Origin of the sequence: Brevundimonas sp., assembly GCF_013823285.1 — a bacterium.
Taxonomy (GTDB): Bacteria; Pseudomonadota; Alphaproteobacteria; order Caulobacterales; family Caulobacteraceae; genus Brevundimonas.
Map to the genome: position 1 here is coordinate 1 of NZ_PNLV01000039.1, position 24,330 is coordinate 24,330.

At 69.9% G+C, this 24,330-nt stretch carries 23 protein-coding genes and 3 tRNA genes; 14 read left to right on the plus strand and 12 right to left on the minus strand.

What is annotated here, in order from left to right:
• Positions 1-69: 69 nt before the first annotated feature.
• Together C0461_RS07425 and C0461_RS07430 are read right to left on the minus strand one after the other, a co-directional pair.
• Positions 70-143: transfer RNA gene (locus C0461_RS07425), tRNA-Gly, on the minus strand.
• 73 nt (positions 144-216) lie between these two features.
• Positions 217-300: transfer RNA gene (locus tag C0461_RS07430), tRNA-Tyr, on the minus strand.
• Positions 301-588: 288 nt separating this feature from the next.
• Between C0461_RS07430 and rlmB the strand changes: the two genes are divergently transcribed.
• Together rlmB and C0461_RS07440 are read left to right on the plus strand one after the other, a co-directional pair.
• Positions 589-1,317 carry a 23S rRNA (guanosine(2251)-2'-O)-methyltransferase RlmB gene (gene rlmB / locus C0461_RS07435; RefSeq protein WP_292105303.1) on the plus strand — a complete coding sequence of 243 codons (729 nt, stop codon included), beginning with the start codon at positions 589-591 and terminating at the stop codon, positions 1,315-1,317.
• 45 nt (positions 1,318-1,362) lie between these two features.
• Positions 1,363-2,187, plus strand: coding sequence for a TerC family protein (locus C0461_RS07440; protein WP_292105305.1), 825 nt, complete (start codon positions 1,363-1,365; stop codon positions 2,185-2,187).
• 20 nt (positions 2,188-2,207) lie between these two features.
• On the opposite strand, the gene metG is transcribed toward C0461_RS07440, so the two are convergent.
• The 3 genes from metG to C0461_RS07455 all read right to left on the minus strand — a co-directional run bounded on the left by metG (position 2,208) and on the right by C0461_RS07455 (position 6,481).
• On the minus strand, positions 2,208-3,914 hold the full coding sequence (gene metG / locus C0461_RS07445) for a methionine--tRNA ligase (protein WP_292105306.1): 1,707 nt from the start codon (positions 3,912-3,914) through the stop codon (positions 2,208-2,210).
• Positions 3,915-4,161: 247 nt separating this feature from the next.
• Positions 4,162-5,493, minus strand: coding sequence for a dihydroorotase (locus tag C0461_RS07450; protein ID WP_292105307.1), 1,332 nt, complete (start codon positions 5,491-5,493; stop codon positions 4,162-4,164).
• Positions 5,480-6,481 (minus strand): glycosyltransferase family 9 protein, encoded by a 1,002-nt coding sequence (locus tag C0461_RS07455; RefSeq protein WP_292105309.1) that lies wholly within the window; start codon positions 6,479-6,481, stop codon positions 5,480-5,482. The genes C0461_RS07450 and C0461_RS07455 overlap by 14 nt, the downstream gene beginning before the upstream one ends.
• A 73-nt stretch (positions 6,482-6,554) precedes the next feature.
• Between C0461_RS07455 and C0461_RS07460 the strand changes: the two genes are divergently transcribed.
• The 3 genes from C0461_RS07460 to C0461_RS07470 are packed head-to-tail and all read left to right on the plus strand — an operon-like array spanning position 6,555 to position 8,582.
• Positions 6,555-7,346, plus strand: a complete 792-nt coding sequence (locus C0461_RS07460; RefSeq protein ID WP_292105310.1) for a folate-binding protein — start codon at positions 6,555-6,557, stop codon at positions 7,344-7,346.
• 37 nt (positions 7,347-7,383) lie between these two features.
• On the plus strand, positions 7,384-7,974 hold the full coding sequence (locus tag C0461_RS07465; protein WP_292105313.1) for a DNA-3-methyladenine glycosylase I: 591 nt from the start codon (positions 7,384-7,386) through the stop codon (positions 7,972-7,974).
• Entirely contained in the window at positions 7,974-8,582 is a 609-nt protein-coding gene (locus C0461_RS07470; protein ID WP_292105314.1) for a ribonuclease HII, read from the plus strand. The genes C0461_RS07465 and C0461_RS07470 overlap by 1 nt, the downstream gene beginning before the upstream one ends.
• Before the next feature lie 35 nt (positions 8,583-8,617).
• Here C0461_RS07470 and C0461_RS07475 read toward each other — a convergent pair whose 3' ends face one another.
• The 5 genes from C0461_RS07475 to C0461_RS07495 form a co-directional block, all read right to left on the minus strand.
• A complete protein-coding gene (locus tag C0461_RS07475; protein ID WP_292105317.1) occupies positions 8,618-8,893 on the minus strand; it encodes a hypothetical protein in 276 nt (91 codons plus the stop codon).
• Positions 8,894-8,931: 38 nt separating this feature from the next.
• A complete protein-coding gene (locus tag C0461_RS07480) occupies positions 8,932-9,969 on the minus strand; it encodes a DNA adenine methylase (protein ID WP_292105319.1) in 1,038 nt (345 codons plus the stop codon).
• 234 nt (positions 9,970-10,203) lie between these two features.
• Positions 10,204-11,646 (minus strand): pyruvate kinase, encoded by a 1,443-nt coding sequence (gene pyk, locus C0461_RS07485; RefSeq protein WP_292105321.1) that lies wholly within the window; start codon positions 11,644-11,646, stop codon positions 10,204-10,206.
• Between the two features lie 103 nt (positions 11,647-11,749).
• Complete coding sequence (locus C0461_RS07490; protein ID WP_292105322.1) at positions 11,750-13,435, minus strand: alkaline phosphatase family protein; 1,686 nt, start codon at positions 13,433-13,435, stop codon at positions 11,750-11,752.
• A 79-nt stretch (positions 13,436-13,514) separates the two neighbouring features.
• Positions 13,515-13,600: transfer RNA gene (locus tag C0461_RS07495), tRNA-Leu, on the minus strand.
• A gap of 211 nt (positions 13,601-13,811) precedes the next feature.
• Here C0461_RS07495 and C0461_RS07500 point away from each other — a divergent pair.
• Both C0461_RS07500 and C0461_RS07505 read left to right on the plus strand, forming a co-directional pair.
• The gene (locus C0461_RS07500; protein ID WP_021698339.1) at positions 13,812-14,021 is read left to right on the plus strand and encodes a cold-shock protein; all 210 of its coding nucleotides are present in this window, start codon (positions 13,812-13,814) and stop codon (positions 14,019-14,021) included.
• A gap of 287 nt (positions 14,022-14,308) precedes the next feature.
• The gene (locus C0461_RS07505) at positions 14,309-14,536 is read left to right on the plus strand and encodes a hypothetical protein (RefSeq protein WP_292105325.1); all 228 of its coding nucleotides are present in this window, start codon (positions 14,309-14,311) and stop codon (positions 14,534-14,536) included.
• An 18-nt stretch (positions 14,537-14,554) separates the two neighbouring features.
• On the opposite strand, the gene C0461_RS07510 is transcribed toward C0461_RS07505, so the two are convergent.
• Positions 14,555-15,970, minus strand: coding sequence for a M28 family peptidase (locus tag C0461_RS07510; protein ID WP_292105327.1), 1,416 nt, complete (start codon positions 15,968-15,970; stop codon positions 14,555-14,557).
• Positions 15,971-16,112: 142 nt separating this feature from the next.
• Between C0461_RS07510 and C0461_RS07515 the strand changes: the two genes are divergently transcribed.
• Genes C0461_RS07515 through C0461_RS07525 form a run of 3 tightly spaced genes read left to right on the plus strand, consistent with a single transcriptional unit; the run spans position 16,113 to position 19,567 of the window.
• On the plus strand, positions 16,113-17,189 hold the full coding sequence (locus tag C0461_RS07515) for a site-specific DNA-methyltransferase (RefSeq protein ID WP_292105329.1): 1,077 nt from the start codon (positions 16,113-16,115) through the stop codon (positions 17,187-17,189).
• Between the two features lie 57 nt (positions 17,190-17,246).
• Positions 17,247-17,999 carry an ABC transporter ATP-binding protein gene (locus C0461_RS07520; RefSeq protein WP_292105332.1) on the plus strand — a complete coding sequence of 251 codons (753 nt, stop codon included), beginning with the start codon at positions 17,247-17,249 and terminating at the stop codon, positions 17,997-17,999.
• Complete coding sequence (locus C0461_RS07525) at positions 17,996-19,567, plus strand: hypothetical protein (protein WP_292105334.1); 1,572 nt, start codon at positions 17,996-17,998, stop codon at positions 19,565-19,567. The genes C0461_RS07520 and C0461_RS07525 overlap by 4 nt, the downstream gene beginning before the upstream one ends.
• Here the strand turns inward: C0461_RS07525 and C0461_RS07530 are convergent.
• Entirely contained in the window at positions 19,509-20,582 is a 1,074-nt protein-coding gene (locus tag C0461_RS07530) for an A/G-specific adenine glycosylase (RefSeq protein ID WP_292105336.1), read from the minus strand. The two genes, C0461_RS07525 and C0461_RS07530, sit on opposite strands and share 59 nt — an antisense overlap.
• Before the next feature lie 20 nt (positions 20,583-20,602).
• Here C0461_RS07530 and C0461_RS07535 point away from each other — a divergent pair, with 20 nt between their 5' ends.
• From C0461_RS07535 to C0461_RS07550, 4 genes are all read left to right on the plus strand, one after another.
• On the plus strand, positions 20,603-21,157 hold the full coding sequence (locus tag C0461_RS07535) for a DciA family protein (protein ID WP_292105339.1): 555 nt from the start codon (positions 20,603-20,605) through the stop codon (positions 21,155-21,157).
• A 96-nt stretch (positions 21,158-21,253) separates the two neighbouring features.
• Positions 21,254-21,877: a thioredoxin domain-containing protein gene (locus C0461_RS07540; RefSeq protein ID WP_292105342.1), complete on the plus strand. Its 624-nt coding sequence runs from the start codon at positions 21,254-21,256 to the stop codon at positions 21,875-21,877.
• Between the two features lie 2 nt (positions 21,878-21,879).
• On the plus strand, positions 21,880-22,542 hold the full coding sequence (locus C0461_RS07545) for a DsbA family protein (RefSeq protein WP_292105344.1): 663 nt from the start codon (positions 21,880-21,882) through the stop codon (positions 22,540-22,542).
• A 6-nt stretch (positions 22,543-22,548) separates the two neighbouring features.
• A partial coding sequence (locus C0461_RS07550) for an AAA family ATPase (RefSeq protein ID WP_292105347.1) occupies positions 22,549-24,330 on the plus strand: 1,782 nt, incomplete at its 3' end.

Sequence of the window (24,330 nt, forward strand, 5' to 3'; positions counted from 1 at the left end):
GGCCAAAACTCCTGTGGCCCAGGTCCCGCGTCGTAAGGGAGGGGCGTGTTTGCATTAATCAGCAGAAACTGGAGCGGGTAGACGGGATCGAACCGACATCCTCAGCTTGGAAGGCTGCTGCACTACCATTGTGCTATACCCGCGCATGGAGCGCGGGCAGGCCCGCACCCGTTTCCGACCCGAAAGCCGTCCGTCGGTCGATCCTGCAAGGGCGCGTGGTGGGGGAAGTAGGACTCGAACCTACGAAGCTTACGCAGCGGATTTACAGTCCGCCCCCTTTGCCACTCGGGACATTCCCCCGACGCGCCGCTTTCAGGACCGCCCTGCCTTCGCCCGGACAGGTCGTTGTGACCCATACGAACAAAAGCCCTCGGTGTTCCAGACAGCCTCGTATATGGGAGGCGCCGGACCCGAGGGCCGGGTGGCCCCCAAATCGGAGCGCGTCTTATAGTGTCGTCGAACCGCGAACGCAACGACCGGAAATCCAAGAAAACGCAGGGCTTCAAACCCCGGCCGGAACGAACCTGGGCGCCGAAAAGCGACTCGACCGGGCCGAGGGATTCGGCGCCGAGGCCGCCCCGGCAGAAGGTGGAGCCGGACAATCTGATCTGGGGCCGGCACCCGGTCCTGGCCGCCCTGGCCAATCCGGCGCGCAAGGGCATGGGCCGCCTGCTGGCCACCCCGGAGCGGGCCGAGGAGCTGGCGGCCGGCGGCCTGAACCACGGCCACCAGATCGAGGTCATGGACGGCCCGGCGCTGGCCCGCATGGTCCCGCCCGGCGCGGTGCATCAGGGGCTGGTGTTCAAGGGGGCGCCGCTCGAAGGCGTGACCCTTGAAGAGATCGCGGACCCGGCTGAAGGCGTGATCGTCATGCTTGACCAGATCACCGATCCTCAGAACGTGGGCGCGGTGTTCCGCTCGGCCCTGGCGTTCGGGGCGAAGGGCATCGTGGTGCAGGACCGGCATTCGCCGGCGCTGGCCGGGGCGCTGGCCAAGGCGGCGGCGGGGGCGACCGAGCGCCTGCCCTGCGTGCGGGCGACGAATCTGAGCCGGGCGCTGGAACGGCTGGGGGATCTGGGCTGGCGCGCCGTGGGCATGGACGGCTCGGCGGAGATGACGCTGGATGAGGCGCTCGACGCCCGGCCCACTGTGATCGTCATGGGATCCGAAGGCGACGGCATCCGCCGGCTGGTGGCCGAGCACTGCGAGGTTCTGGCGAAGATTCCGATGCCGGGCGGGTTCGAGAGTCTGAACGTGTCGAATGCGGCGGCCATCGCGCTTTACGAGGCGACGCGGGCCCAGAAGCGGCAGGGCTGAAACGAGCCGTTGCGCATGGCCCCGGCGCGGGCCTAGAGAGCGGCGATGTTCGAATTCTTCTCCTCCCCCGAATTCGCCAGCCAGATGGTCGCCCTGGGACAGGTGCTGATGATCGACCTGGTGCTGGCCGGCGACAACGCCGTGGCCGTGGGTCTGGCCGCCGCTGCCCTGCCCGCCGAGCAGCGCCGCAAGGCCATCATCATCGGCCTCGCCGCCGCGGTGGTGCTGCGCATCGGTTTCGCCCTGATCACCATCCAGCTTCTGGCCATCGTCGGCCTGCTGATGGCGGGCGGGTTCCTGCTGCTGTGGGTGTGCTGGAAGATGTGGCGCGAGCTTCAGGAGCAGCGCACCCATGACCAGGCGGAGGCCCAGGCGGAACTGGAGCTGGCCGCCAGCATCGAACACGGCAGCGGCCCGACGCCCGAGGAACTGGGCCTCAAGCGCAAGACCTTCGGGGCCGCCCTGCTGCAGATCATGATCGCCGATGTGGCCATGAGCCTGGACAATGTGCTGGCGGTGGCCGGCGCCAGCCATGACCATCCGTGGATCATGGTGTTCGGCCTGATCCTGTCCATCGCCCTGATGGGCGTGGCGGCCACCTTCATCGCGCGGCTGCTGAACAAGCACCGCTGGATCGCCTACATCGGTCTGCTGATCGTGCTGTACGTGGCCCTGCACATGATCTGGGACGGCTATCGCTCGACCCTCGTGCGGCTGGGCCACACCGAGGCGCACAATGAATTCATGATCGGCTCGTGGCTGGACATCGGACCGGAGGAACAGGCCAAGCATCTGCGCCACGCGGGCGAGCAGAACGGCCACACCGCAGAGGCCCTGCCGGGCGGGGCGGAGCGGCGCTCAGGTTCATAACCCGCTGAGCGGTGGGGAGATTACTCCCCGCCCCCGAAGCGCTCGGCCCATTCGGCCACCTGGGCGTCCTCGATCTTTTTGAACAGCACCTCGGGCGCCGAGACCGGGCGGCCGCGCGGCAGCACGTCCAGCAGGGCGGCGCCCGGCTCGGGCCAGCTCAGGTCGGTCTGACCCACCGTGGCGCCGATGCGTTCGGCGGTGAACGGCAGCACCGGCGCCGAGATGCGGGCGAACAGGGCCACCAGATTAAGGCCGGTGCGTACGCCCACGGCGGCGCGGTCTCGGTCGGTCTTGAAGGCGGTCCAGGGCGCGGCTTCCTGAAGATACTCATTGCCCAGCACCCACAGGGCGCGCAGGGCCTGACCGGCCTTGCGGAACTCCATGGCCTCGAACTCGGCGGTCAGGGTCGCCAGCGCCGACGTGACGTCGGCTTCCAGTTTTGCCTCAACCGGGCCGGGCTCGCCGCCGTCGGGGACCACGCCGTCGAAGCGGCTCTCGGCGAATTTGACGATGCGGTTGACGAAATTGCCCAGCACGTCGGCCAGATCCTTGTTGGTCGACGCCTGGAAGTCCTCCCATGTGAACGACGAGTCGGCGTGTTCGGGCCCGTAGGCGGTCAGGCGCCAGCGCCAGTAGTCGGCGGGCAGCAGCTCCAGCGCCTGATCCATGAACACGCCCCGGCCCTGCGAGGTGGAGAATTTGCCGCCGTACCAGTTGAGCCAGTTGAAGGCCTTGAGCTGGTCCACGGTCTTCCACGGCTCACCGGAGCCGAGGATGGTGGCCGGGAAGCTGACCGTGTGGAAGGCCACATTGTCCTTGCCCATGAACTGGACGTAGCGGACGTCTTCGGCGCCCGCGTCCAGACGCCACCATGAGCGCCAGTCGCCGCCCGATTTTTCGGCCCATTCCTCGGTGGCGGCGATGTATTCGATGGGAGCGTCGAACCAGACGTAGAAGACCTTGCCCTCCAGCCCCGGGCGCGGGCCGCCGTCAGGACCAACCACCGGCACGCCCCATTTGAGGTCGCGGGTGATGCCCCGGTCGATCAGGCCCTCGTCCAGATGCTTGTAGGCGATGGAGCGGGCCAGCGGCTGCCAGCTGGGCGAGCGGTCGTCGACCCAGCCGCGCACCCTGTCGGCCACCTTCGTCTGGAGCAGATAGAGGTGGCGGGTGTCGCGCACCTCAAGGTTCCGGCTGCCGGAGACGGCGGAATAGGGATCCTTCAGATCGGTGGGGTCCAGCAGGCGGCCGCAGTTGTCGCACTGGTCGCCGCGGGCCTTTTCATAGGCGCAGTGGGGGCAGGTCCCCTCCACATAGCGGTCGGGCAGGAAGCGGCCGTCGTCGATGGAGTAGATCATGCGATCCACCCGCTCCTCGATCAGGCCGTTGTCCTCCAGCACCTGTGCGAAATGCTGGGTCAGGCGGTGGTTGGGGGCGTTGGAGGAGCGGCCGAACACGTCATAGCTGAGGCCGAAGGCCTCGCCCGCGGCCTTCTGGACCTGATGCTGTTCGTCGCAATAGGTCTTCACGTCCTGGCCGGCGGCGGCGGCGGCCAGCTCGGCCGGGGTGCCGTGCTCGTCGGTGGCGCAGACATAGAGCACCTCGTGGCCCTGGGCCCGCTTGAACCGCGACCACACGTCGGCGGGCAGCATGGAGCCCGCCAGGTTGCCCAGATGCTTGACGCCGTTGATGTAGGGCAGAGCCGAGGTGACGAGAATGCGGGCCATGGTGTCCGTACGCGGTTCGGGGAAGCGGTGGGATATAGCGGGCGGCGGGCGTTGCGGCAAAGGGATGAGCCGTTTCTCCTCCCCATTTCATGGGGAGGTGGCGCGGGCGCGACCCAGCGCCCGTGACGGAGGGGGCGGCGCGGGCGGCGAGGGATTGGCGACTCGTTCTGAAAAATCCAGCCGCCCCCTCCACCACGCGGGCTGAGTCGCCCGCGCGGTCCCCCTCCCCATGAATGGGGAGGAGAGTTCAGGCCGAAAGCGTTTCCTGGAAGCGCACCGGGCGGCCGTGGGCCGAGCCGATCAGCGCGCCGTCCTTCATGACTACGCGGCCGCGCACGATGGTGGCCATGGGCCAGCCGACAGCCTCGAAACCGTCGAAGGGGGTCCAGGCGGAGCGGGTGGCCATGTCGGCGTGGGTGATGGTGCGCTTCGCCTTCAGGTCCACCAGGGTCAGGTCGGCGTCGTAGCCCACGGCCAGACGGCCCTTGCCGGCGATGTTGAAGATACGCTGGGCGCCCGCCGAGGTCAGGTCGATGAAGCGCTCGAGGGTCATCTTGCCGTTGGCCACATGGGTCAGCATGACCGGGACCAGGGTCTGGACGCCCGGCATGCCCGAGGGCGAGGCGGGATAGGGCCGGGCCTTCTCCTCCAGCGTGTGGGGCGCGTGGTCCGAGCCCAGCACGTCGACGATTCCCTGATCGATGCCGCGCCACAGGCCCGCCACGTGCTCGGCCGAGCGGATGGGCGGGTTCATCTGGGCCAGACCCTTGAGGCGTTCATAGGCCTCGGGCGCTTCCAGCGTCAGGTGCTGGGGCGTCACCTCGACGGTGGCCACGTCCTTGTGCTGGGCAAGGTATTCGATTTCCTGCGCCGTGGTGACGTGCAGCACGTGGATGCGGCGGCCCACCTCGCGGGCGAGGCCCACCAGACGGCGGGTGGACAGGATGGCGCTTTCGGCGTCGCGCACCTCCGGGTGGCTGGTCCAGTCGCCGGCGCGGGCCAGGTTGCGGCGCTCCTCCAGCCGGTATTCGTCCTCGGAGTGGAAGGTGGCGCGGCGGGCCACGTTCCTGAGCACCTTGCGGACCCCGTCGTCGTCGGCGATCAGCAGGTCGCCGGTGGAGGCGCCCATGAACACCTTGACCCCGCAGCAGCCGGGCAGCCGCTCCAGCTCGCCCAGATAGTCGGCGTTCTCGTGGGTGCCGCCGATGTAGAAGGCGTGGTCGGTCCACATGCGGTCGCGGGCGCGGTGCAGCTTGTCTTCCAGCGTGGCCGGATCGGTGGTGTTGGGATTGGTGTTCGGCATCTCGAACACGGCGACGACCCCGCCCAGGGCGGCGGCGCGGGAGCCGGTCTCAAGATCCTCTTTCCACTCAAGGCCCGGTTCGCGGAAGTGGACCTGGGTGTCGATGACGCCGGGCAGGACCGTCAGGCCCGCGGCGTCCACGATCTCGCCCGCGTCCGCCTGCGACAGGTCGCCGATGGCGGCGATCCTGCCGTCCTTCACGCCCACATCGGCGCGGCCGCGTCCGGCGTGGTTGGCCACCTCGCCCCCGCGAACGATCAGGTCATAGCTGTTCATCGGCTGTCTCCGCTTCCGGCGTTTCGGCCCGCCGCTGCGCCAGCAGGTCGCGCGCCGTTTGAAGCACGGGTTCCACGGGCAGGTCCATCATGTGCTGGATGTGCTGGTTCAGGCCCGGGTCGATGACGCGGAAATCCTCAAGCGCGCGGGGGCCGCGCACGGAGCGTCCGCTCCACGGGCCCACGCGGGTCTCGTCCGACGGGCCGAACACGGCGACCGACGGCACGCCTGCGGCCACGGCCAGCTGGGTCCACAGGGAGTCCGCGCCCAGATAGAGGTTGGCCCGGGACAGGGCGGCGGCAGTCTGCAGCGGCGTCAGCTTGCCCTGGGCCTCGATCACCCGGTGGCGGTGCACGGCGAAGCGGATGGTGTGGGCGGCGTCCCGGTCGGCCTGATCGCCCACGATCAGCAGGCGCCCGCCCGCCAAGGGGCCGCCGTCGCCCAGCAGGGCGGCCGCCACCTTGGCGAAGCGTTCCGCAGGCCAGCGTTTGCCGATCCAGTCCACGCCCGGCCCGACGGCCAGCACCGGGCCCTCGACAGGACCGATCAGGGCGTCGGCGGCGGCGCGGGTCTCCTCGCCGAAGAACAGGCGGGGCACCGGCGTCTCATCCAGTTGCAGCACGCGGGCGGCCTCGACCACCGCATGGACCGGGTCTTCGGTCGGCTCCGGCGCGACGCGGACGGCGCGCTTCTGGCGGCGCAGGCGGCCGGAGATCTGGCTGCCGCGCTGGTCCACGATCAGGCCCCAATCGGTCCCGCGCAGCTGGTTCCACAGGCCGATCCAGTCCAGACGCCCTTCCCGTTCCAGCACGACCAGGCGCTCCAGCCCCGGCAGGTCGGCGAACAGGGGCGCGGACGCGCGCGAGCCCACAACGGTGAACACCGCATTCGGCACGCTGTCGGTCAGGTACGCGAGCACGCCCGAGGACAGGATCGCGGCCTCCGCGTCCGCCTCGGCGATATACAGAATCGGGAAGGGTTTGTTCATTGCGGTGATCATAACGCGCGGGATGGCCGGTTTCGCCCTCCCCCGCCGCCACATTCGGCCTATATCCACCGTCATGAGCCTTCAGATCGCGAAACTGACCGACCGCGCCGTGGTCAGCGTCACCGGGCCGGACGCCCGGCCTTTCCTGCACAACCTGCTGACCCAGGACGTGGAGACGCTGATGCCGGGCGTTCTGCGCTACGGCGCCCTGCTGTCGCCGCCGGGGCGTATGCTGATGGATCTGTTCCTGCTGGGTCTGGAGGACGGAGTGCTGCTGGATGTTCCGGCCGACCGGCGCGAGGCGCTGATGCAGCGGCTGAGCCTGTACAAGCTGCGGGCGAAGGTTGAGGTGGCGGCGTCGGACGAGCCGGTGTTCGCGGCGTGGGGCGGCGCGGCGGACGGCTTCACGCCCGACCCGCGCCTGCCCGCGCTGGGCGGGCGGGCGTATGGCGGCGGGTGGGCGCCGGGCGCGAGCGAGGATGACTATGCGGCGCACCGTCTGGCGCTGGGCGTGCCCGACCCGGCGCGCGATGCGCCGGACGACAAGACCTATCCCATCGAGGCTGATCTGGACCTGCTGAACGGCATCGATTTCAGGAAGGGCTGCTTCGTGGGTCAGGAGACCACCTCGCGGATGAAGCGGCGCGGCGCCATCAAGAGCCGCATGCTCCCCATCGCCTTCGAGGGCCCGCCGCCGCCCTTCGGCGCCGAGGTGCTGAACGGGGAGCTGCGCGCGGGCGAGGTGCTGTCGGGCCGCGACGGCATGGCCATGGCCCTGATGCGGCTGGACCGCATGGACGGCGTCCTGACCGTGGACGGGCGGCCGGTGACGGCCCGGCCGCCGGGGTGGATCGCCCCGGCGTGACTTGATCGTGGGAGGGGGTCGGCCGCACCCTGCCCCCATGAGCGAATCGGACAGGTCAGGTCGGTGCGGATGGTGCGGAAGCGATCCGCTGTATGTGGCCTATCACGACGAGGAATGGGGCGTGCCCGAGTACGACGCCCGCGCCCTGTGGGAGAAGCTGGTGCTGGACGGGTTCCAGGCCGGGCTGGCGTGGATCACCATCCTGAGAAAGCGCGAGACCCTGCGCGCGGCCTTCGACGGGTTCGACCCGGAAAAGGTGGCCCGCTACGGCGACGAGGACCGGGCGCGGCTGCTGGCGGATCCGGGCATCATCCGCTCGCGGGCCAAGATCGACGCGGCCATCGGCGGGGCGCGCATCTGGCTGGACATGCGGGATAACGGCGAGGACTTTTCGGCCTGGCTGTGGAGCTTCGTGGACGGGGCGCCGGTGCAGGGCGACTGGACCGATTTCCGCGAGGCGCCGACCCAGACGCCGCAGTCGCAGGCCATGGCCAAGGCGCTGAAGGCGCGCGGCTTCAAGTTCTGCGGACCGGTCATCACCTACGCTTTCATGCAGGCGGTGGGGATGGTCAACGATCACCAGACCGTGTGCTTTCGCCACGCGCCTGTAAAGGCTATGGCCCGCTGATGTCGCTCTCGCCCAACATGACGCTGGAGGCCCTGTGCGCCGCGCCCGTGTGCGGCGTGGACGAGGCCGGGCGCGGGCCATGGGCCGGGCCGGTGTCGGCGGCGGCGGTGATCCTGAACCCGGACGATCTGCCGGACGGTTTGAATGATTCCAAAGTCCTGACAGCTAATGCTCGCGCAAGACTTGAGATCGAGATCAAGGCGCGGGCGGTGGCCTGGGGCGTGGGCTTCGCCTCGGCGCGGGAGATCGAGGACGTGAACATCCTCAAGGCCACGGGCCTGGCCATGTGCCGGGCCATCGAGCAACTGTCGGTGACGCCGGTGGTGGCGTTGGTGGACGGCAACCATCCCTTCGCCCTGCCCTGCCCGGTGAAGACGGTGGTGGGCGGCGACGGCCTGTCGCTATCCATCGCAGCGGCCTCGATCCTGGCCAAGACGGCGCGGGACCGGGTGATGGTGGAGTTGGACGGGCTGTATCCGCAGTACGGCTTCGCCGGCCACAAGGGCTACAACGCCCCGGTTCATCAACAGGCCCTGCGCGAGCACGGCCCCTGCCCCGAACACCGCCGCACCTGGGCGCCGATCCGGGCCCTGCTGGAAGACGCCTGACCGCGTTCTCCTCCCCATTCATGGGGAGGAGAGATTCAGAGCTGAAGGGCGTTGCCGAAAAGGGCGCCGAGAAGGGCGAAGAACAAGGCCCCACCGATGGCGATCGCATTGGCCGAGATGGGATCTCCCCACTTCCAATCAATAGTTGATTGATCAGGCGCGGCTGTCTCGGAGGGCGCGTCGGCCCAGTCGTTGGCGGCGCCGAAGCGGGGATGACGCGGCTCCGGCGGGCGCCAGGCGGCCAGGGTGTCGAAGGCGTCGGCGTGGCTGACGCGGGCGACGGGCGAACGGTGCGACAACGGCTGATCCATGGGATGCCTAACGAAGACAGCTCCGTGACGTTCCCCGGTCATGCGGCGGCCGCCAGGGTCACGGGCTGCTCGGTGGCGACGAATAGATATTCGACGTTCCGCAGGCGACCGACGGCGCCCACCTTCTCGCCCTTCGGATTATGGATGCCGATGCGCGCGCCCACATAGCGCGGCCGGGCGATCTCGATGACCTGGACGTGGCCGCGGCCTGACAGCATGGCCACCAGATCGTCGCGGGACAGATAGCCCTCGTCGTTGAACGAGACGATCAGATTGGGCGCGTCCAGCCGCTCGATCACCGTGCGCATGGCCTCGCGGATGCCGGGGCGGCTGTTGAAGGGGCTCTTGCGGGTCTTCACGTCCACCCGCTTGTTGGCGATGCCGTAGGTCTCGGGCTTGTCCCAGAGGACCAGACTTTCCCAGACGTGGTAATTGGCCAGGTAGGAGTGCTGGTTGTACGGCGGGTCCAGATAGACCAGATCGGCCTGCACCTGCCCGGCCATCTCCAGCGCGTCGGCGCGCGTGGCCCGGCAGGGGCCGGACACGGCGGGCTGCAGCGCCGGCATGCGCAGCGCGATGTCCTTGAGGGCGCGGGGCGCCCATTGCTTCATATAGGCCATCTGCAGACCGGCGGTGGAGTCCACCCGGTCGGCGGCCTCCATCAGCGAAACGAGCGCGATGGCCTTGAGTTCAGGCTCCAGCCCCATGGTCTCGATCCGCTCGCGCATGGCGTCGATGCGGGCGCCGTTGCGGGGGTGGAAGAACCGGGCGTCCTCGCAGCAGGCCTTTGTGAACCAGCCGGGTTCGCCTTTAAGCGCGGAGAGTTCGGCGATGACCTTTTCGGCCTTGTCGGCCCAGCGGTCGCGATCGGCCTGGACATAGCAGATGGCCAGCATGTGAGCGTAGGCGTTCAGGTCGTTGGCGTGGACGGTGAAACCCTCGCCCTTGAGGGCGTGGCCCACGCGGGCGGTGCCGCTGAACAGGTCGCAGACCGTTCCGCCATTTGGCAACAGACCGCGCACCGTCCGGGCGATGTCCGCCAGCAGGGCGCGCTTTGAGCCGATGTATTTGATCATGCCGCCTCACCCGAAAGAGGGGGGGCAGTGTGGGGGGTGCGGAGGACGATGAAAAGCCTCTCCTCCCCGTCACCTGGGATGGGGAGGTGGGGCGGGCGCGATTCAGCGCCCGTGACGGAGGGGCGGCGCGAGCGGAAAGGATTGGCGGCTTGATTGGTTTGCAGCGAGCCGCCCCCTCCACCACGCGGGCTGAGTGGCCCGCGCGGTCCCCCTCCCCGCACGCGGGGAGGAGAGTTACGACTTGCGCTTCCGCTTCGCCTTGGCGGGAGCGTGGGCCAGACGCAGGAGGTTGGCGGCGCCGGGGGCGCCGAAGGGGGTGCCGGCGAGGATCAGAACGCGCTGGCCCGGCTCGGCCAGTCCATAGTCCATGGCGGCCTGCACGGCATCGTCGGTGACCTGCTCCAGCGACTCCGGCTGGCGGCCCAGACGGGGCTCCAGCCCCCAGACCAGGGCCAGGCGCCGGGCGGTGTCGGGATTGGGGGTCAGGGCCAGGATGGGCTGCAGAGGCCGTTCGCGCGCCATGCGGCGGGCCGTGCCGCCCAAGGTCGTGAACACCACCATGCAGGCCGTTGAGGACGCCTCGGCCGCCTTGCGCGCGGCGGCGACCAGGGCGTCCACATCGTGCTCGTCCATGCCCGCATGCTCGGCGTCCATCAGGCCGGGCCACAGGGGATCGCTCTCCACCCGTTCCATGATGCGGTTCATCATGGCGACGGATTCCAGCGGATAGTCGCCCGAGGCGGTCTCCGCTGACAGCATCAGGGCGTCGGCGCCCTCATAGACCGCATTGGCCACGTCCGAGGCCTCGGCCCGGGTGGGCGCCGGCGCGCTGGTCATGGATTCCAGCATCTGGGTGGCGACGATGGCCGGCACGCCGCGCTGGCGGGCCATGCGCAGGATCTGCTTCTGGGCCACGGGCACATCCTCGGGGTCCAGCTCGACCCCCAGATCGCCGCGCGCCACCATGACCCCGTCCGAATAGTCGAGGATGGCGCCCAGCTCGGTGAGGGCGGCGGGCTTCTCGATCTTGGCCAGGCAGGCGGCCTTGCCGTTCACGAGCCGCTTCAGCTCGGCCATGTCCTCCGCTTTCTGGACGAACGAGAGCGCCACCCAGTCCACGCCGATGCGCAGGGCGAAGGCCAGGTCCTCGCGGTCCTTGGGCGTCAGGGCGGAGACGGGGATGACGGCCTGGGGCACGGCCACGCCCTTGCGGTCCGACAGCTTCGATCCGCTGAGGACCTCCACATCGGCCCAGGTGTCGTGACGCTTGACCACCTTCAGACGCACGCGGCCGTCGTCCAGCAGCAGCAGATGGTCCTCGCGCAGGGCCTTGAAGATTTCCGGGTGCGGCATGCACACGCGGGTCTCGTCGCCGGGGGTCTCGTCGAGATCCAGACGGAGGCGCTGGCCCGGCGTGACGGCGATCTCCACGTCCCGGAACCGCCCCAGACGCAGCTTGGGCCCCTGCAGGTCGGCCAGCACGCCCAACGGGCGTTGCAGCGCCATCTCGGCGCCCCTAACGGCCTTGAGGGCGGCGGCGTGATCCTCGTGGGAGCCGTGGCTGAAGTTGAGGCGGAACACGTCCACCCCCGCCTGGGCCAGGGCCTTGACGGTTCCGGGCGCCCGGCTGGCGGGACCGAGGGTGGCGACGATGCGCGCGCGCCGGGCTCTGTTCATACGGGTTCCACGGGTGAAAGGGTTTGCCTGTCCCTTGTGCCGTTGAATCCCGCCCTATGAAAGACGAGGTCCTTCACGCGAAACATGAAGTTATGCGCGCGCCTCAGTCCCCGGATGGACAGGCGGGCGCGTCGCCCCAGCCCAGTTCGAGGCAGCGGCCGTCCATCTGGCCCTCGGGGTCGACGCCGATGACGGCCGCCAGGGTCGGCGCGATGTCGATGGTGGCGATGGGCAGAACCCGCTCCTGCCCTTCGCCGCCGGGCGTCCAGAACAGGATCGGGACGCGGCGGTCATAGTCCCACGGCGTGCCGTGGCCCGAGACATAGGCGTTGGGACGCCCCTGCCCCGGCATGACGCCGGGATCCAGCGAAACCAGCACGTCGGCCGATCGGCCCGCCACGGCGTTCAGGCGGTGACGCTGGCGCAGGGTCAGCTCCTGGACGCTAAGATCGCGCGGCGGCATGGGGTCACCCAGAATGTCGTCCAGGGTGAAGGCGGCGGCCACGAGGGGCTGTTGCGAGAACCACGCGGCGGCGGCGGCGGCGATCTCCGCGCGTTCAGGTCCGGCCATGCCGCGGCCCTCGGCGTCCACCACATAGAAGCCGCTGTTGAAGAACAGAGGATCATGATCCAGATCGAACTGCGCGCGCATGGCCGCATTGCCGCCGGTCATGAGGTCGTAGCCGCCCCAGCGCGCCTCGGTGAAGCCTTGCGCGGCCCAGCGCTCGGGGAAGTCGCCGCCGCCGTGGTCGGCGGTCAGGGCCACGACCACGCCGCCGGGCAGTTGCTCAAGCCGCTCGAGGAACTGGCCCAGCGCCAAGTCCAGGCGCAGCATCTGTTCGCACATCTCCGGCCCCTGGCTGCCGAAGGTGTGACCGATGCGGTCGGTGGCCGACAGGCTGACGCCGAGGATGTCGGTGACGCCGCGCTGGCCCAGTTGTTGGGTGTCGATCAGCATGGCGGCGCCGTCGAGGGTGATCTCGTCGAGGATCGGCGACACGTCCACGGCGAATCGGGCGGGCGGCAGGGCGGCCCGGAACGGCCGGCCGCTGATGGTCCAGTCGGCCTCCAGGGCGCGGCATTGTTCAGATGTGTAGTCCCACGTCAGCTCGCCAATGCTCATGCCCCGCCGCAGATCGGCGTTGAATTCGGCCACGGGGGCCAGACGCACTTCCGCCGTCTCGCCGGGCCGCACATAGGTGGTGAAGCCGAAGTCGTCGGTCAGCCAGAAGGCGCCGTCGCCCTGATGGCCCGCAAGGGTAATGGCGCCCCGGTCCTTGCCGGAAACGGCGAACACGCGGCTGTCGGGGCTGACCGCCTTGAGCCAGTCGCCCAGGGTGGAGGCGTCCAGGCGTTCGGGCCCCACAGGCCCGTTGTCGGTGGGCTCGCCCCCTTCGGGAACATGCGCCAGGGTCGCGGTCTCCGAGGCGAGGCAATAGGTCTTCGCACCTGCCTCGGCGTCATGCCAGTCGTTGCCCGGAATGCCCGCCGTGGCCGGATGCACGCCGGTCAGGATGGTGGCGTGACCGGGACAGGTCTCGGTGGCCGCGTGGGCGTGATAGCCGTTGGGATAGACCCGCCCCTGATCGATCAGGGTGCGCAGGCCGCCGGTGAAACGGGCGCGGTGCTGGTTGAACAGGTTGGCGCTGAACTGGTCCACCACGATCATGACCACCAGCGCGGGCGGTTCAGCGCTGGTCGCGGGCCGGGACTGGCCGGACTGAGCCGCGGCAGTGGACGCGGCAGCCGCGACGGTCAGGGCCGCGAAGGCGGCGCTCAGGCGTTTCACGATGGGGACTCTCTCTAATCGGTTCGCGGCCCTTCTAGCGGCCCGACCTGACAGTTCAATGACGCCGAGAGACATGGCATGGTGCGAGCGGCGGGGGTCGAACCCGCATGACCAAAGGCCGAGGGATTTTAAGTCCCTTGCGTCTACCAGTTTCGCCACGCTCGCGCTCGCTGAGCCGTAGCCTTTCGGGGGTCCGACGTCGAGATTCCCCTTACGCCTTGCTTTCGCCCTCGTTTTCCGCCACATTGGGTTGGTCGATCTCTTTGCGTAACGCCCCGTTCTTCTATGCGACGCATTGAGGCCAGCCGTTTCCATTCAGACCCGACAGGCCGAACAGGGATGTCCCCTGCGGCCAACGCCTACAGGAGGTCATGATATGGCTACCGGCACCGTTAAATGGTTCAACCCCACCAAGGGCTTCGGCTTCATCGAGCCCACCGACGGCGGCAAGGATGTGTTCGTGCACATCTCGGCCGTTGAGCGCGCGGGCATGAACTCGCTGAACGAAGGCCAGAAGGTTTCCTACGAGCTGGAGCGCGACGCGCGTTCGGGCAAGGAATCCGCCGGCCAACTGCAGTCCGCGTAATCGCGGATAAACTGCATGACGATCCCGATCCGGCGTTCACCGCCGTCGATCGGGATCACACGGCGATCGCCTTCGATGGAGAGGTCGTTCGCGTCCTTCCCTCAGGGCGTCGCCGCGTAAAGCTGGTCAACGGACACCACGTCACCGTGCTTCCCGTGCGGGAGGATCCGTCCTCTCCGCCGGAAGTGGGGGAAACCGTGGTGGTCGAGATCGGTTTCAATCAGCTGAAGGGCTGGCGCCTCGCGCGCCAGCCCTGAGGCCCCCTCTTTCAGAAAGGGCCTCAAACCATGGCGCTCACCGACATGATCCCGCGTATGTCCGATGCGGAACTCAAGGTTCTGCGGACCAACGCCTCGCGTCTTCTGGAGCATGGCTTGCCCGCGCAGAAGATCGCCGCCAGCGACATCATGCCCCAGATCGACGGCGAGATCGAAAGTCGGCAAGACGCCGCGCCGCCCAAGAAGACGCCTGCGCCGCGCAAGAAAAAGGCCGTCGTCGTTTCCGACGCGGCCTGATTCCGATCTCTGCGGCGCCTATTCAGCCGCCGCTCTGAAATCCACATCCGAATCCGCGATCAGCCACAGCAGCGCGGCCCAGGCGGCGACGTTCTGGTCCAGGTTCTCGGGCTCGATGCGGTCGATCACGTCATCCACCGTGTGGTGCACGTCGAAATAGTCCGTGCCGTCCTGCGCCAGCCGGAAGGCGGGCACCCCCAAGGCCACGGTCGGGCCGGTGTCCGGTCCGCCGCCCCGTGCAGGCGCGCCGTCCCAGACGATGCCCAGCGGCGTCAGCACCCGCATCGCCGCGCGCTGGAACGCGGTCCCGCTCATGCCCTCGGGCAGGCCCAGGGCGTAGATCGGGCCGGCGCCGAAATCGCTTTCCGAAATCGCCACATGGTTCGCCGCTTCATCGCCGATGGAGTCCGCATAGGCGCGCGCGCCCGCCAGACCCTGGGCGGGAGCCGGCTGACTGACTTCCTCGGCGCCCCACCAGACCACGCGGATGGTGCGGCGCGGACGCTCGGGCAGGTCGGCGATCAGCTTGAGCGCGGCGGTGGTGATGCCGATGCCCGACGCGTCGTCGATGGCCCCGGTGCCCAGGTCCCAGCTGTCCAGATGGCCGCCGATGGTGATGATTTCCTCGGGTCGCTCACGCCCGACGACCTCGGCGATGACGTTCTGCGAATAGGCGTGGCCGGTGAAGCCCGCCGTGGAGAACAGGCGGATGCGGATCGGTTCGTCGGTCATGGCGGCCATGCGGGCCAGCTGGTCCGCGTCGGGCGGGCTGATGGCGAAGGCGGGCACGGCGTCGTCGCTCACTGACGTGGCGCCCGTGTGGGCGAAGCGGTGATCGTGGGTGCCCAGCGAGCGCAACAGAAAGCCCACCGCCCCCCGCCGCGCCGCCTCGGTCGGTCCCTGGAACCGGATCACCGAGGTGGAGCCGTAGCCGCGCCCGTCCTGGGCCCGGGGCGTGTCCTGCAGCACCACGGCGATCTTGCCCGCCAGCGCGCCTTCCGGCTGGTCCAGCAGATCCTGATAGGTCCGGAAGATCGCGGCCTCGCCGGTGACCCCGTCCGCCGGGGTGGCCATGGCGCCGCCCAGGGCGGTGACGGTCAGCGGCTGCGGGAACGGCGAGAGCACCTCGACCTGCTCGACGCCCCGGGTCCAGACCGCCAGGGGGAACTCGTGAATCCGCACATTCTGCAGACCGAGGTCGCGCATGTAGCCTTCGCCCCACGCCGCCGCAGCGCGCTCGGACTCCGTCCCCGCCATGCGCGGGCCGAAGCGGGTGGTGATCTGCTCGACAATTTCATAGGCGATGGTGCCCTCCAGCGCCCGGTCGCGGAGGGTTTCGGCGGTGCGGATCGCCCCGGCGTCCTGGGCCATGGCGGGCGCGGCGATCAGGCAGGCGGCGGCGACCGTGGTCGCCAGACGGGAAAGAACGGACAACGGAAGCCCCCCAATGAGATTCTGAACTGGTCGCGGACCCTAAAGCGTCAACGTGGGGGCGCAAGCGCGACGGAATCAACCGGTCCTTAACCGCGATGATTCACCAGTGTGAGCGTTACAGTTCACGCGGGGCCCTTCGACCATGAGTATCAAGACCGATGTCGTTCTGAGGGGCGACTGCATCGAAGTGCTGAAGGGCCTGCCCGACGCCAGCGTCGACATGGTCTTCGCCGACCCGCCCTATAATCTGCAGCTGGGGGGCGACCTGCTGCGGCCGGACAATTCGAAGGTGGATGCGGTCGACGACGACTGGGACCAGTTCGAGAGCTTCGCCGCCTATGACGCCTTCACCCGCGCCTGGCTGAGCGAGTGCCGCCGGGTGCTGAAGCCCGAGGGCTCCATCTGGGTGATCGGCAGCTATCACAATGTGTTCCGACTGGGCGCCGCGATCCAGGACCTGGGCTTCTGGGTGCTGAACGACATCATCTGGCGCAAATCCAACCCCATGCCCAACTTCAAGGGCACCCGCTTCACCAATGCGCACGAGACCCTGATCTGGGCCGCGCGCAGCCGCGAGCAGAAGCGCTACACCTTCAACTACGACGCCCTGAAGGCCTTCAACGAAGACACCCAGATGCGCTCCGACTGGACCTTCGCCCTTTGCACCGGCGAGGAGCGGATCAAGGACGAGGAGGGCAAGAAGGCGCACCCGACCCAGAAGCCCGAGGCCCTGCTGCACCGGGTCATGCTGGCCGCCACCCGCCCCGGCGACGTGGTGCTGGACCCCTTCTTCGGCACCGGCACCACCGGCGCGGCGGCGAAGCGTCTGGGCCGTCATTTCATCGGCATCGAGCGCGAGGAGGCCTACGCGAAGGTCGCGGAGAAACGCATCCAGGCCGTGGTTCCGGCCGCCCCCGAGGACCTGGCGGTGATGGGCTCCAAGAAGGCCGAACCGCGGGTGCCGTTCGGCGCCCTGGTGGAGGCCGGCCTGCTGCGTCCCGGCGACCGTCTGTACTGCCCCAAGGGCGAGCGCGAGGCGCGCGTGCGCGCCGACGGCAGCCTGGCCCACGGCGATCTGACCGGCTCGATCCACAAGCTGGGCGCCCTGCTGGACAACGCCCCGGCCTGCAACGGCTGGACCTTCTGGCGCTACAAGACCGACCGCGGCTTCCAGCTCATCGACGACCTGCGCACCCAGATGCGGGCCGGGATGCAGTGACGCGTTGACGCCCTGCCCCGCGCGCGTCACCGTCGGGTGACGACAGGGGATGCGTAAATGAGTTCACCGGATGTCGCCGCGCTGGAGCTGCGCGGCCTGAAGAAGGTCTTCGCCCGCCCCGCGGTGGATGATCTGGATCTGACTGTACGCGCCGGTGAACTGTACGCCCTGCTCGGCCCCAACGGCGCGGGCAAGACCACGACCCTGCGCATGGTGGCGGGCCTGACCCGGCCCACGGCGGGCGAGATCCGCGTGTTCGGCGTGGACGCCGTGGCCGATCCGGTGGCGGCCAAGCGCATGATCGCCTGGCTGCCGGACGAACCGATGCTCTACGACAAGCTGACGCCCATGGAGTATCTTGAGTTCGTGGCTGGCCTGTGGGGCGTGGACGCGAAGACCGCGCGCAAGCGGGCCCAGGAGCTGCTGGAATGGCTGGCCCTGTGGGAGCATCGGGGCGAGCGGTGCGAGGGCTTTTCGCGCGGCATGAAACAGAAGGCGGCGCTGGCCGGGGCCCTGATCCATGAGCCGCGCCTGCTGATGCTGGACGAACCACTGACGGGTCTGGACGCCGCCATGGCCCGTCAGGTCAAGGACGTGCTGCAGGAGAAGGTGCGCACCGGGGCGACGGTGATCCTGACAACGCACATCCTCGACGTGGCCGAGCGCATGGCCGACCGTATCGGCATCATCCAGCACGGACGCCTGCTGGTCGAAGGCAGCCTTGCCGAACTGGGCGCGCGCGCCGGCCGTCAGGGCGGAACGCTGGAGGACGTGTTCCTCGACCTGACCTCCGGTCCCGCACCCGCATGATCCGGTTTCTGAAGGCGGGCTCGGTCCCCTGGCTGCTGGCGCACGAGGTGCGGCTGACCTGGCGCGGCATGGACGGCAAGTCCGCAGAGAAGAAGGAAGGCCTCAGCGGCAGCAAGGCGGTCCTGATCCTGCTGGTGGGCGTCGGCCTGTTGGGCCTTGTCGGCGGCGGGGTGGGTCTGGCGTTTCTGGTCTGGCGGTTTCCCCTGGGGCCCGGGTCCATGGCCGCCCTGATCGCCACCGGCGCCATGGGCGCAATCCTGACCCTGATGCTGACCCACGCCATCAATGCCTCGGTGCAGGCCCTTTATCAGCGCGGCGATCTGGACCTGCTGATGTCCTCGCCCCTGAAGCCGCGGGTGGTGCTGACGGTGCGGCTGGCCGCCATCGCGGCGACGACGGGGCTGCTCTACTATCTGCTGGTGACGCCCTTCGTGCTGGCGGCCTGGGCGCTGGGCCAGCCCCACTGGCTGACCCTTTACGGCCTGATCGCGGGCCTGACCCTGATCGCCACCACCATGGGCCTGGGTCTGACCATGGCCCTGTTCAGCCTGATCGGCCCGCGCCGCACCCGCGTGGTGGCCCAGATCACCGCCGGGGTGGTGGGCGCCTCCGCCTTTCTGGCCAGCCAGGTCTACAACTTCACCCGCCCGCGCGATGACGGGGAAGGCGCCGGCGCCCTGGCCGAGCTGTTCCAGTCCTGGGCCGCCTCGGACGCCTTCCAGGACGGCGGCTGGGGAACCTGGGCCCTGCGCGCCCTGCTGGGCGAGGCCCTGCCCCTGATCCTGTTCGTCGCCGCGTCGCTGTTGATGTTCGCCGTGACGATCCGGGTTCTGGCGCGACGCTTCGCCGAGAACGCCGCCGCCGCCGTGGGCGACCGTTCCGGCCCGAAACCGCGTCGCGTCGCCGACCGCGCCTTCGCCAGCGGCCTGACCCGGGTGATGGTGCAGAAGGAACTGCGCCTGCTGGCCCGCGACCCGCAACTGCTCAGCCAGGTGCTGCTGCGGCTGCTGTATCTGTTGCCGCTGGGCTTCATCCTGTTCCGCAACGCCCAGTCGGGCGTGGGCGTGGCCTTCGGCGCCGGGGCCGTGGTGATCATGGCCGGGCAGCTGGCCGGCAGCTTCTCGTGGATCACCATATCGGCGGAGGACAGCCCGGAGCTCCTGCGGTCGGCGCCGGTCCAGCAGGGCCGGGTGGACCGGGCCAAGCTGTACGCCGCCCTGATCCCGGCCATGGGGCTGACGGCGCTGGCGCTGGCGGGGCTGGCGGTGATCGCGCCGCTGGCGACCGGCGTCGTTCTGATCGGCTGCCTGGCCGCCTCGGCCTCGGCGGGCCTGATCAATATCTGGCGTCAGAAGCCGGCCCAGCGCCGCGACTTTCAGAAGGGCAGCAAGGGCTCGATCCTCGTCGGCATCGCCGAATTCATCGTCGGCGCCCTGTGGGCCATCGCCACGGGTCTGGCGGTGGCGGGGATGATCTGGGCCGTGCTGCCCGCCGCGCTGGCGGTGGGGTTCACCCTGATGCTGCGCCGCTCGCCCGAGAAGATCGCGGCGGCCGCAGCGCTTTCCTGAACACGCTGGGCAGGGCCCGGGCGGCCTCGTCCTCGTCGGTCCAGATGAAGTCGCCCTGCCCCGTCGCCTCGAACACCGTCAGGGTCAGGGCGAAGTGGGTGAAGACGTGCTCCACCGCGCCGGTCGGTCGCCAGGCAGCCTGAACCGGCGCGGCCTCGACGCCGGCGCCGGCCTCGTCCCAGCCGCTGGTGGGCAAGCCCAGCATGGCGCCCAGCAGGCCCTTGTCCGGTCGACGCTCCAGCGCCACCCGCCCCTGCCCGTCCCGCAGCACGAACACCGCGCCCTTGCGCCGGGGCCGGGCGGCCTTCTTCGTCTTGAGCGGATAGCGCCCCGGATCGTCGGTCCGGAAGGCGGCGCAGCCGAACGCCAGCGGGCAGCGGTCGCACAGGGGCGCCTTCGGGCGGCAGACGGTCGCGCCCAGATCCATCAAGGCCTGGGCCCAGTCGCCGGGCCGATCCTCGCGCACCAGCGTGGCGGCCAGACGCTTCAGCTCCGGCTTGGCGGCGGGCAGCGGCGACTCCACCGCGAACAGGCGGGCGGTGACCCGCTCCACATTGCCGTCGACGACATTGGCAGGCCGGTCGAAGGCGATGGCGGCCACAGCGGCGGCGGTGTAGGCGCCCACCCCCGGCAGGGCCAGCAGCCCTGTCTCGTGATCCGGAAACACACCGCCATGCTCTCCCGCCACGGCGCGGGCGCACGCAAGCAGGTTGCGGGCGCGGGCGTAGTAGCCCAGCCCGGCCCAGGCGGCCATCAGATCGCCGTCCTCCACCGCCGCCAGATCAGCCACGGTCGGCCAGCGCCGGGTGAAGTCGATGAAGTATGCGGTGGCGTGGGGCACGGTGGTCTGCTGGAGCATCACCTCGGACAGCCAGACGCGGTACGGGTCGGGCCGAAGCCCGGCCGCGCGCTCGTGCGGCCCTGTGCGCCACGGCAGGGCGCGGGCGTGGGCGTCGTACCAGTCCAGCAGGGCCGCACGAACCGCATCGACGAATTGGGGTGAGTCCGGCGTCATGATCGGGGCTATATAGGGCCATGGCCCGCCAACTGCCCACAGACGCCGAGGTCCGCGAGATTCTGTCGCGCAAGCGGACGCGGCCCGCGCCTCGCCCGGCCCCGCCGGTCGGCCGGTCGCTGGCGCCCTTCATCCGTGAACTGGACAAGAAATACGGGCGCGGGGCCGAGGCGCTGCAGCCCCGCTGGCGCGAGATCGTCGGCGACCGGCTGGCCCGGGTCACCGAGCCGGTGAAGCTGACCAAGGGCCGGGGCAATGCGGGCGGCGCGCTGGAGCTGCGTGTGGCGGGCGCCGCCGCCCTGCTGGTCCAGCATCAGTCCGCCGAGATCATCGAGCGGGTGAACCTGTTTCTGGGCGCGGGGGCTGTGGAGAAGCTGCGGATATCCCAAGGGCCCGTGCGCGGCCTGGTCGATCCCGCCTCCCCCACCCGCCGGAGCCGCGCGGCGCCGCCGCTGGACGCCGCTGCGGAAGCCGAGCTGGCCCGCTCCGTGGACGCCGCCCCGGACGCGGTGAAGAGCGCCCTGCTGAAGTTGGGGCGAGCGGTGATGCGCAACACGCGCGGCGATCAGCGTTGACAAACCTTCGCCGTCCTTGTTCTCGACTGTGGGACCAGCGCGCGACGCCCGAGAATCGCGCGATCATGCCGAATTCATCGTTTTGAGGAGCCGCCCATGCGCCCGACCTTCCTGAACCGCCGCGCCGCGATGATCGCCGCCGTCGGCGCGACCCTGGCCCTGGCCGCCTGCGGGGGCGGCGGCGTGTCCGCGCCCGCCGAGGGCGACATGACCAAGGGCGCCGGCGAGGACGCCGCCGTCACGGTGGTGGAGTATGCCTCGGTCACCTGCGGCGTCTGCGCCGCCTGGAACGAGCAGGTGAAGCCCGAGTTCGAGGAGCGTTACGTCAACAACAACCGCGTCCGCTTTGTCTTCCGCGAACTGCCCACCCCGCCCCAGGACATCGCCGTGGCCGGCTTCCTGCTGGCGCGCTGCGCGGGCGAGGATCGGTATTTCGAGGTGGTGGACCAGATCATGCGCGCCCAGCCTGAAATCTTCCAGGGCCAGGGTCGGGCGGCGCTTGTGCGCATCGCCGCCGATGCAGGCCTGAGCCAGGAAGAGTTCACCCGGTGCGTCACTGATCAGGACGCCATCCTGGCCATGGACCAGCGGGTCCAGGCGGCTGTTCGCGCGGGCGTGACGGGCACACCCTACTTCACCGTCAACGGCCGCCACGTCAGCGATTCGTCGCTGGAAGGCCTGGCCGCCGTGATCGACCCGCTGCTGGAAGCCGAGGGCTGAGCGTGAACCGCGCCGCATATTTCATCGCGGCAGCGATCCTGACCGTCGCCGCCCCTTCGGGCGCCGCGGCCCAGACGGCCGGCGGGGCCCACTCCGGCCACGACCACGCGCCGGTGATAGCGGCCGCGCCGGTTCCGGCGGTGACGGCCTCAGATCGCATTCTTGGCGATCCGGACGCGCCTGTGACGGTGATCGGGTACGCCTCGTTCACCTGCGGCCACTGCGCCGACTGGCATGAACAGGTCTATCCGGCCTTCAAGGCGCGCTTCATCGACACGGGCCAGGTCCGGTTCGTCTATCGCGATCTGCCGACAGCTCCGCAGAACCTGTCGCAGACCGCGGCGCTGGTGGCGCGCTGCGCGACGGCGGAGCAGTTTCCCGCTGTCATCGATGCGCTCATGTCGGGCCAGGAGCAGATGTACGCCAGCCGCGACGCGGCCGGATGGCTTCTGGGCGCGGCGCAAGCAGGCGAACTGGGACCGGATCAGCTGGAGACCTGCCTGAACGATCCCGAAGCTGATGCGGGGCTGATCGCTTCTATTCGCGGGGCCGTGGCGGCGGGCGTGACAGGCACCCCCACCTTCTTCGTCAACGGCCAGCGGGTCGAGGGCGGCCTGGCCAGTCTTGAGGCCGCCATCGCGCCCCTGATCGAACAGGGCGGCTGATCGGCCGTGGAATTCCTCCGCCTTCGCATCGCGGGCTTCAAGTCCTTCGTGGACCCGGTGGAATTCCATATCGAGCCGGGTCTGACGGGCATCGTCGGGCCCAACGGCTGCGGCAAGTCCAATGTGCTGGAGAGCCTGCGCTGGGTCATGGGCGCCAACTCGGCCAAGGCCATGCGCGGCCAGGGCATGGACGACGTGATCTTCGCGGGGGCGTCGGGGCGGCCCAGCCGCAACCACGCCGAGGTGCTGCTGACCATCGACAACGCCCGGCGCCGGGCGCCCCAGCCGTTCACCGATGCGCCCCTGCTGGAGGTGTCGCGCCGGATCGATCGGGGTCAGGGCTCCACCTACAAGGTCAACGGCAAGGAGGTGCGCGCCCGCGACGTGCAGTTGCTGTTCGCCGACGCCTCCACCGGGGCCAACTCGCCGGCGCTGGTGCGTCAGGGCCAGATCTCGGAGCTGATCGCCGCCAAGCCCCAGAACCGCCGCCGCATCCTTGAGGAAGCGGGCGGGGTGGCGGGCCTGCACACCCGCAGACACGAGGCCGAGCTGCGGCTGCGGGCCGCCGAGACCAATCTGGACCGGCTGGACGACATCAGCCGCGAGCTGGAGACCACCCTCGCCCGCCTCAAGCGCGAGGCGCGTCAGGCCGAGAAGTACAAGAAGATCTCCGCCGAGATCCGGGCGTTGCAGGCGGCCCTGCTCTATGTGCGCTGGAACGACGCGCGCATGGCGGCCGAGGCCGCGAAGGCTGAGCTGGCCGAGGCGGATCAGGCGGTGGCCGAGGCCACTCGGGACGCCACGCGGGGCCAGACCGCTGCGCTGGCCGCCCAGGAAGCCCTCAAGCCAGCCCGGGAGGAGGACGCGGTGGCCGCCGCCCTGCTGCACCGCGCGACTCTTGAGCGGGACAGGCTGGACATGGCGGAACAGGCCGTGCTGGAGGAGATCGCGCGCATCACCGCCGATCAGGCGCGCATCGCCGCCGACGCCGGGCGCGAGCAGGACGCCGCTGCGGACGCGGAGCGGGAGCTGGCGCGGCTGGCCGCCGAGCTGGAAGCCGTGCAGGCCGAGATCGCCGCCGCGCCCCAGCGGGGGCCGGAGCTGGAGGCCGCGCTGAAGGCCGCCGAGGAGGCCCGCGCCGCGGCCGACGGCGAGGTGGAGCGCCAGGCCGGGGCGCTGGCCGCCGTGGAGGCCCGCGCCAACGCCGAGACGGCCCGCAAGCGCGACGCCGAGGCCCGCGTGACCCGCGCCCGCCAGACCCTGGACAACGCCCGGCGCGAGCGGGAGGCGCTGGGCCCGCTGGAGACGCCCGAGATCGCCGAGGCCCGCGCCTCGCTGGACGCCGCGCTGGAGGACCTGCGCACCGCCCGCGAGGCGGTGGAGAACGCCGAGACCGCCCGTGGCGACGCCGCCCGCGCCGAGGCCGAGGCCCGGCAGAACGCCCGCAAGCTGGAGGACCGGCTGGGTCGTCTGCAGACCGAGGCGCGGGGGCTGGCCCAGCTGCTGACCGCCGCCAAGCGGGACTTTCCGCCGGCGCTGGATCAGGTGCGGGCCGAGCGGGGCTATGAAGCCGCGCTGGCCGCGGCGCTGGGCGACGATCTGGACGCCGCCCTGGACGCCCGCGCCGCCGCCCACTGGGCCGGCTCCGACGCACCGCCGCCCGCATGGCCCGACGGCGTGGAGCCTCTGGCCGCCAAGGTCACGGCGCCCGCGCAATTGTCGGCCCGCCTCGGCTGGTGCGGGGTCGCAGTGCGCGACGCGGCGCCGGATCTGGCCAAAGGCCTGCCC

Excerpts from the sequence above, each read along its gene's own strand:
- C0461_RS07440 (WP_292105305.1), top strand. The coding sequence starts at position 1,363 with ATGTTCGAATTCTTCTCCTCCCCCGAATTCGCCAGCCAGATGGTCGCC.
- metG (WP_292105306.1), bottom strand. The coding sequence starts at position 3,914 with ATGGCCCGCATTCTCGTCACCTCGGCTCTGCCCTACATCAACGGCGTC.
- C0461_RS07450 (WP_292105307.1), bottom strand. The coding sequence starts at position 5,493 with ATGAACAGCTATGACCTGATCGTTCGCGGGGGCGAGGTGGCCAACCAC.
- C0461_RS07455 (WP_292105309.1), bottom strand. The coding sequence starts at position 6,481 with ATGAACAAACCCTTCCCGATTCTGTATATCGCCGAGGCGGACGCGGAG.
- C0461_RS07460 (WP_292105310.1), top strand. The coding sequence starts at position 6,555 with ATGAGCCTTCAGATCGCGAAACTGACCGACCGCGCCGTGGTCAGCGTC.
- C0461_RS07465 (WP_292105313.1), top strand. The coding sequence starts at position 7,384 with ATGAGCGAATCGGACAGGTCAGGTCGGTGCGGATGGTGCGGAAGCGAT.
- C0461_RS07470 (WP_292105314.1), top strand. The coding sequence starts at position 7,974 with ATGTCGCTCTCGCCCAACATGACGCTGGAGGCCCTGTGCGCCGCGCCC.
- C0461_RS07475 (WP_292105317.1), bottom strand. The coding sequence starts at position 8,893 with ATGGATCAGCCGTTGTCGCACCGTTCGCCCGTCGCCCGCGTCAGCCAC.
- C0461_RS07480 (WP_292105319.1), bottom strand. The coding sequence starts at position 9,969 with ATGATCAAATACATCGGCTCAAAGCGCGCCCTGCTGGCGGACATCGCC.
- pyk (WP_292105321.1), bottom strand. The coding sequence starts at position 11,646 with ATGAACAGAGCCCGGCGCGCGCGCATCGTCGCCACCCTCGGTCCCGCC.
- C0461_RS07500 (WP_021698339.1), top strand. The coding sequence starts at position 13,812 with ATGGCTACCGGCACCGTTAAATGGTTCAACCCCACCAAGGGCTTCGGC.
- C0461_RS07505 (WP_292105325.1), top strand. The coding sequence starts at position 14,309 with ATGGCGCTCACCGACATGATCCCGCGTATGTCCGATGCGGAACTCAAG.
- C0461_RS07515 (WP_292105329.1), top strand. The coding sequence starts at position 16,113 with ATGAGTATCAAGACCGATGTCGTTCTGAGGGGCGACTGCATCGAAGTG.
- C0461_RS07520 (WP_292105332.1), top strand. The coding sequence starts at position 17,247 with ATGAGTTCACCGGATGTCGCCGCGCTGGAGCTGCGCGGCCTGAAGAAG.
- C0461_RS07525 (WP_292105334.1), top strand. The coding sequence starts at position 17,996 with ATGATCCGGTTTCTGAAGGCGGGCTCGGTCCCCTGGCTGCTGGCGCAC.
- C0461_RS07530 (WP_292105336.1), bottom strand. The coding sequence starts at position 20,582 with ATGACGCCGGACTCACCCCAATTCGTCGATGCGGTTCGTGCGGCCCTG.
- C0461_RS07535 (WP_292105339.1), top strand. The coding sequence starts at position 20,603 with ATGGCCCGCCAACTGCCCACAGACGCCGAGGTCCGCGAGATTCTGTCG.
- C0461_RS07540 (WP_292105342.1), top strand. The coding sequence starts at position 21,254 with ATGCGCCCGACCTTCCTGAACCGCCGCGCCGCGATGATCGCCGCCGTC.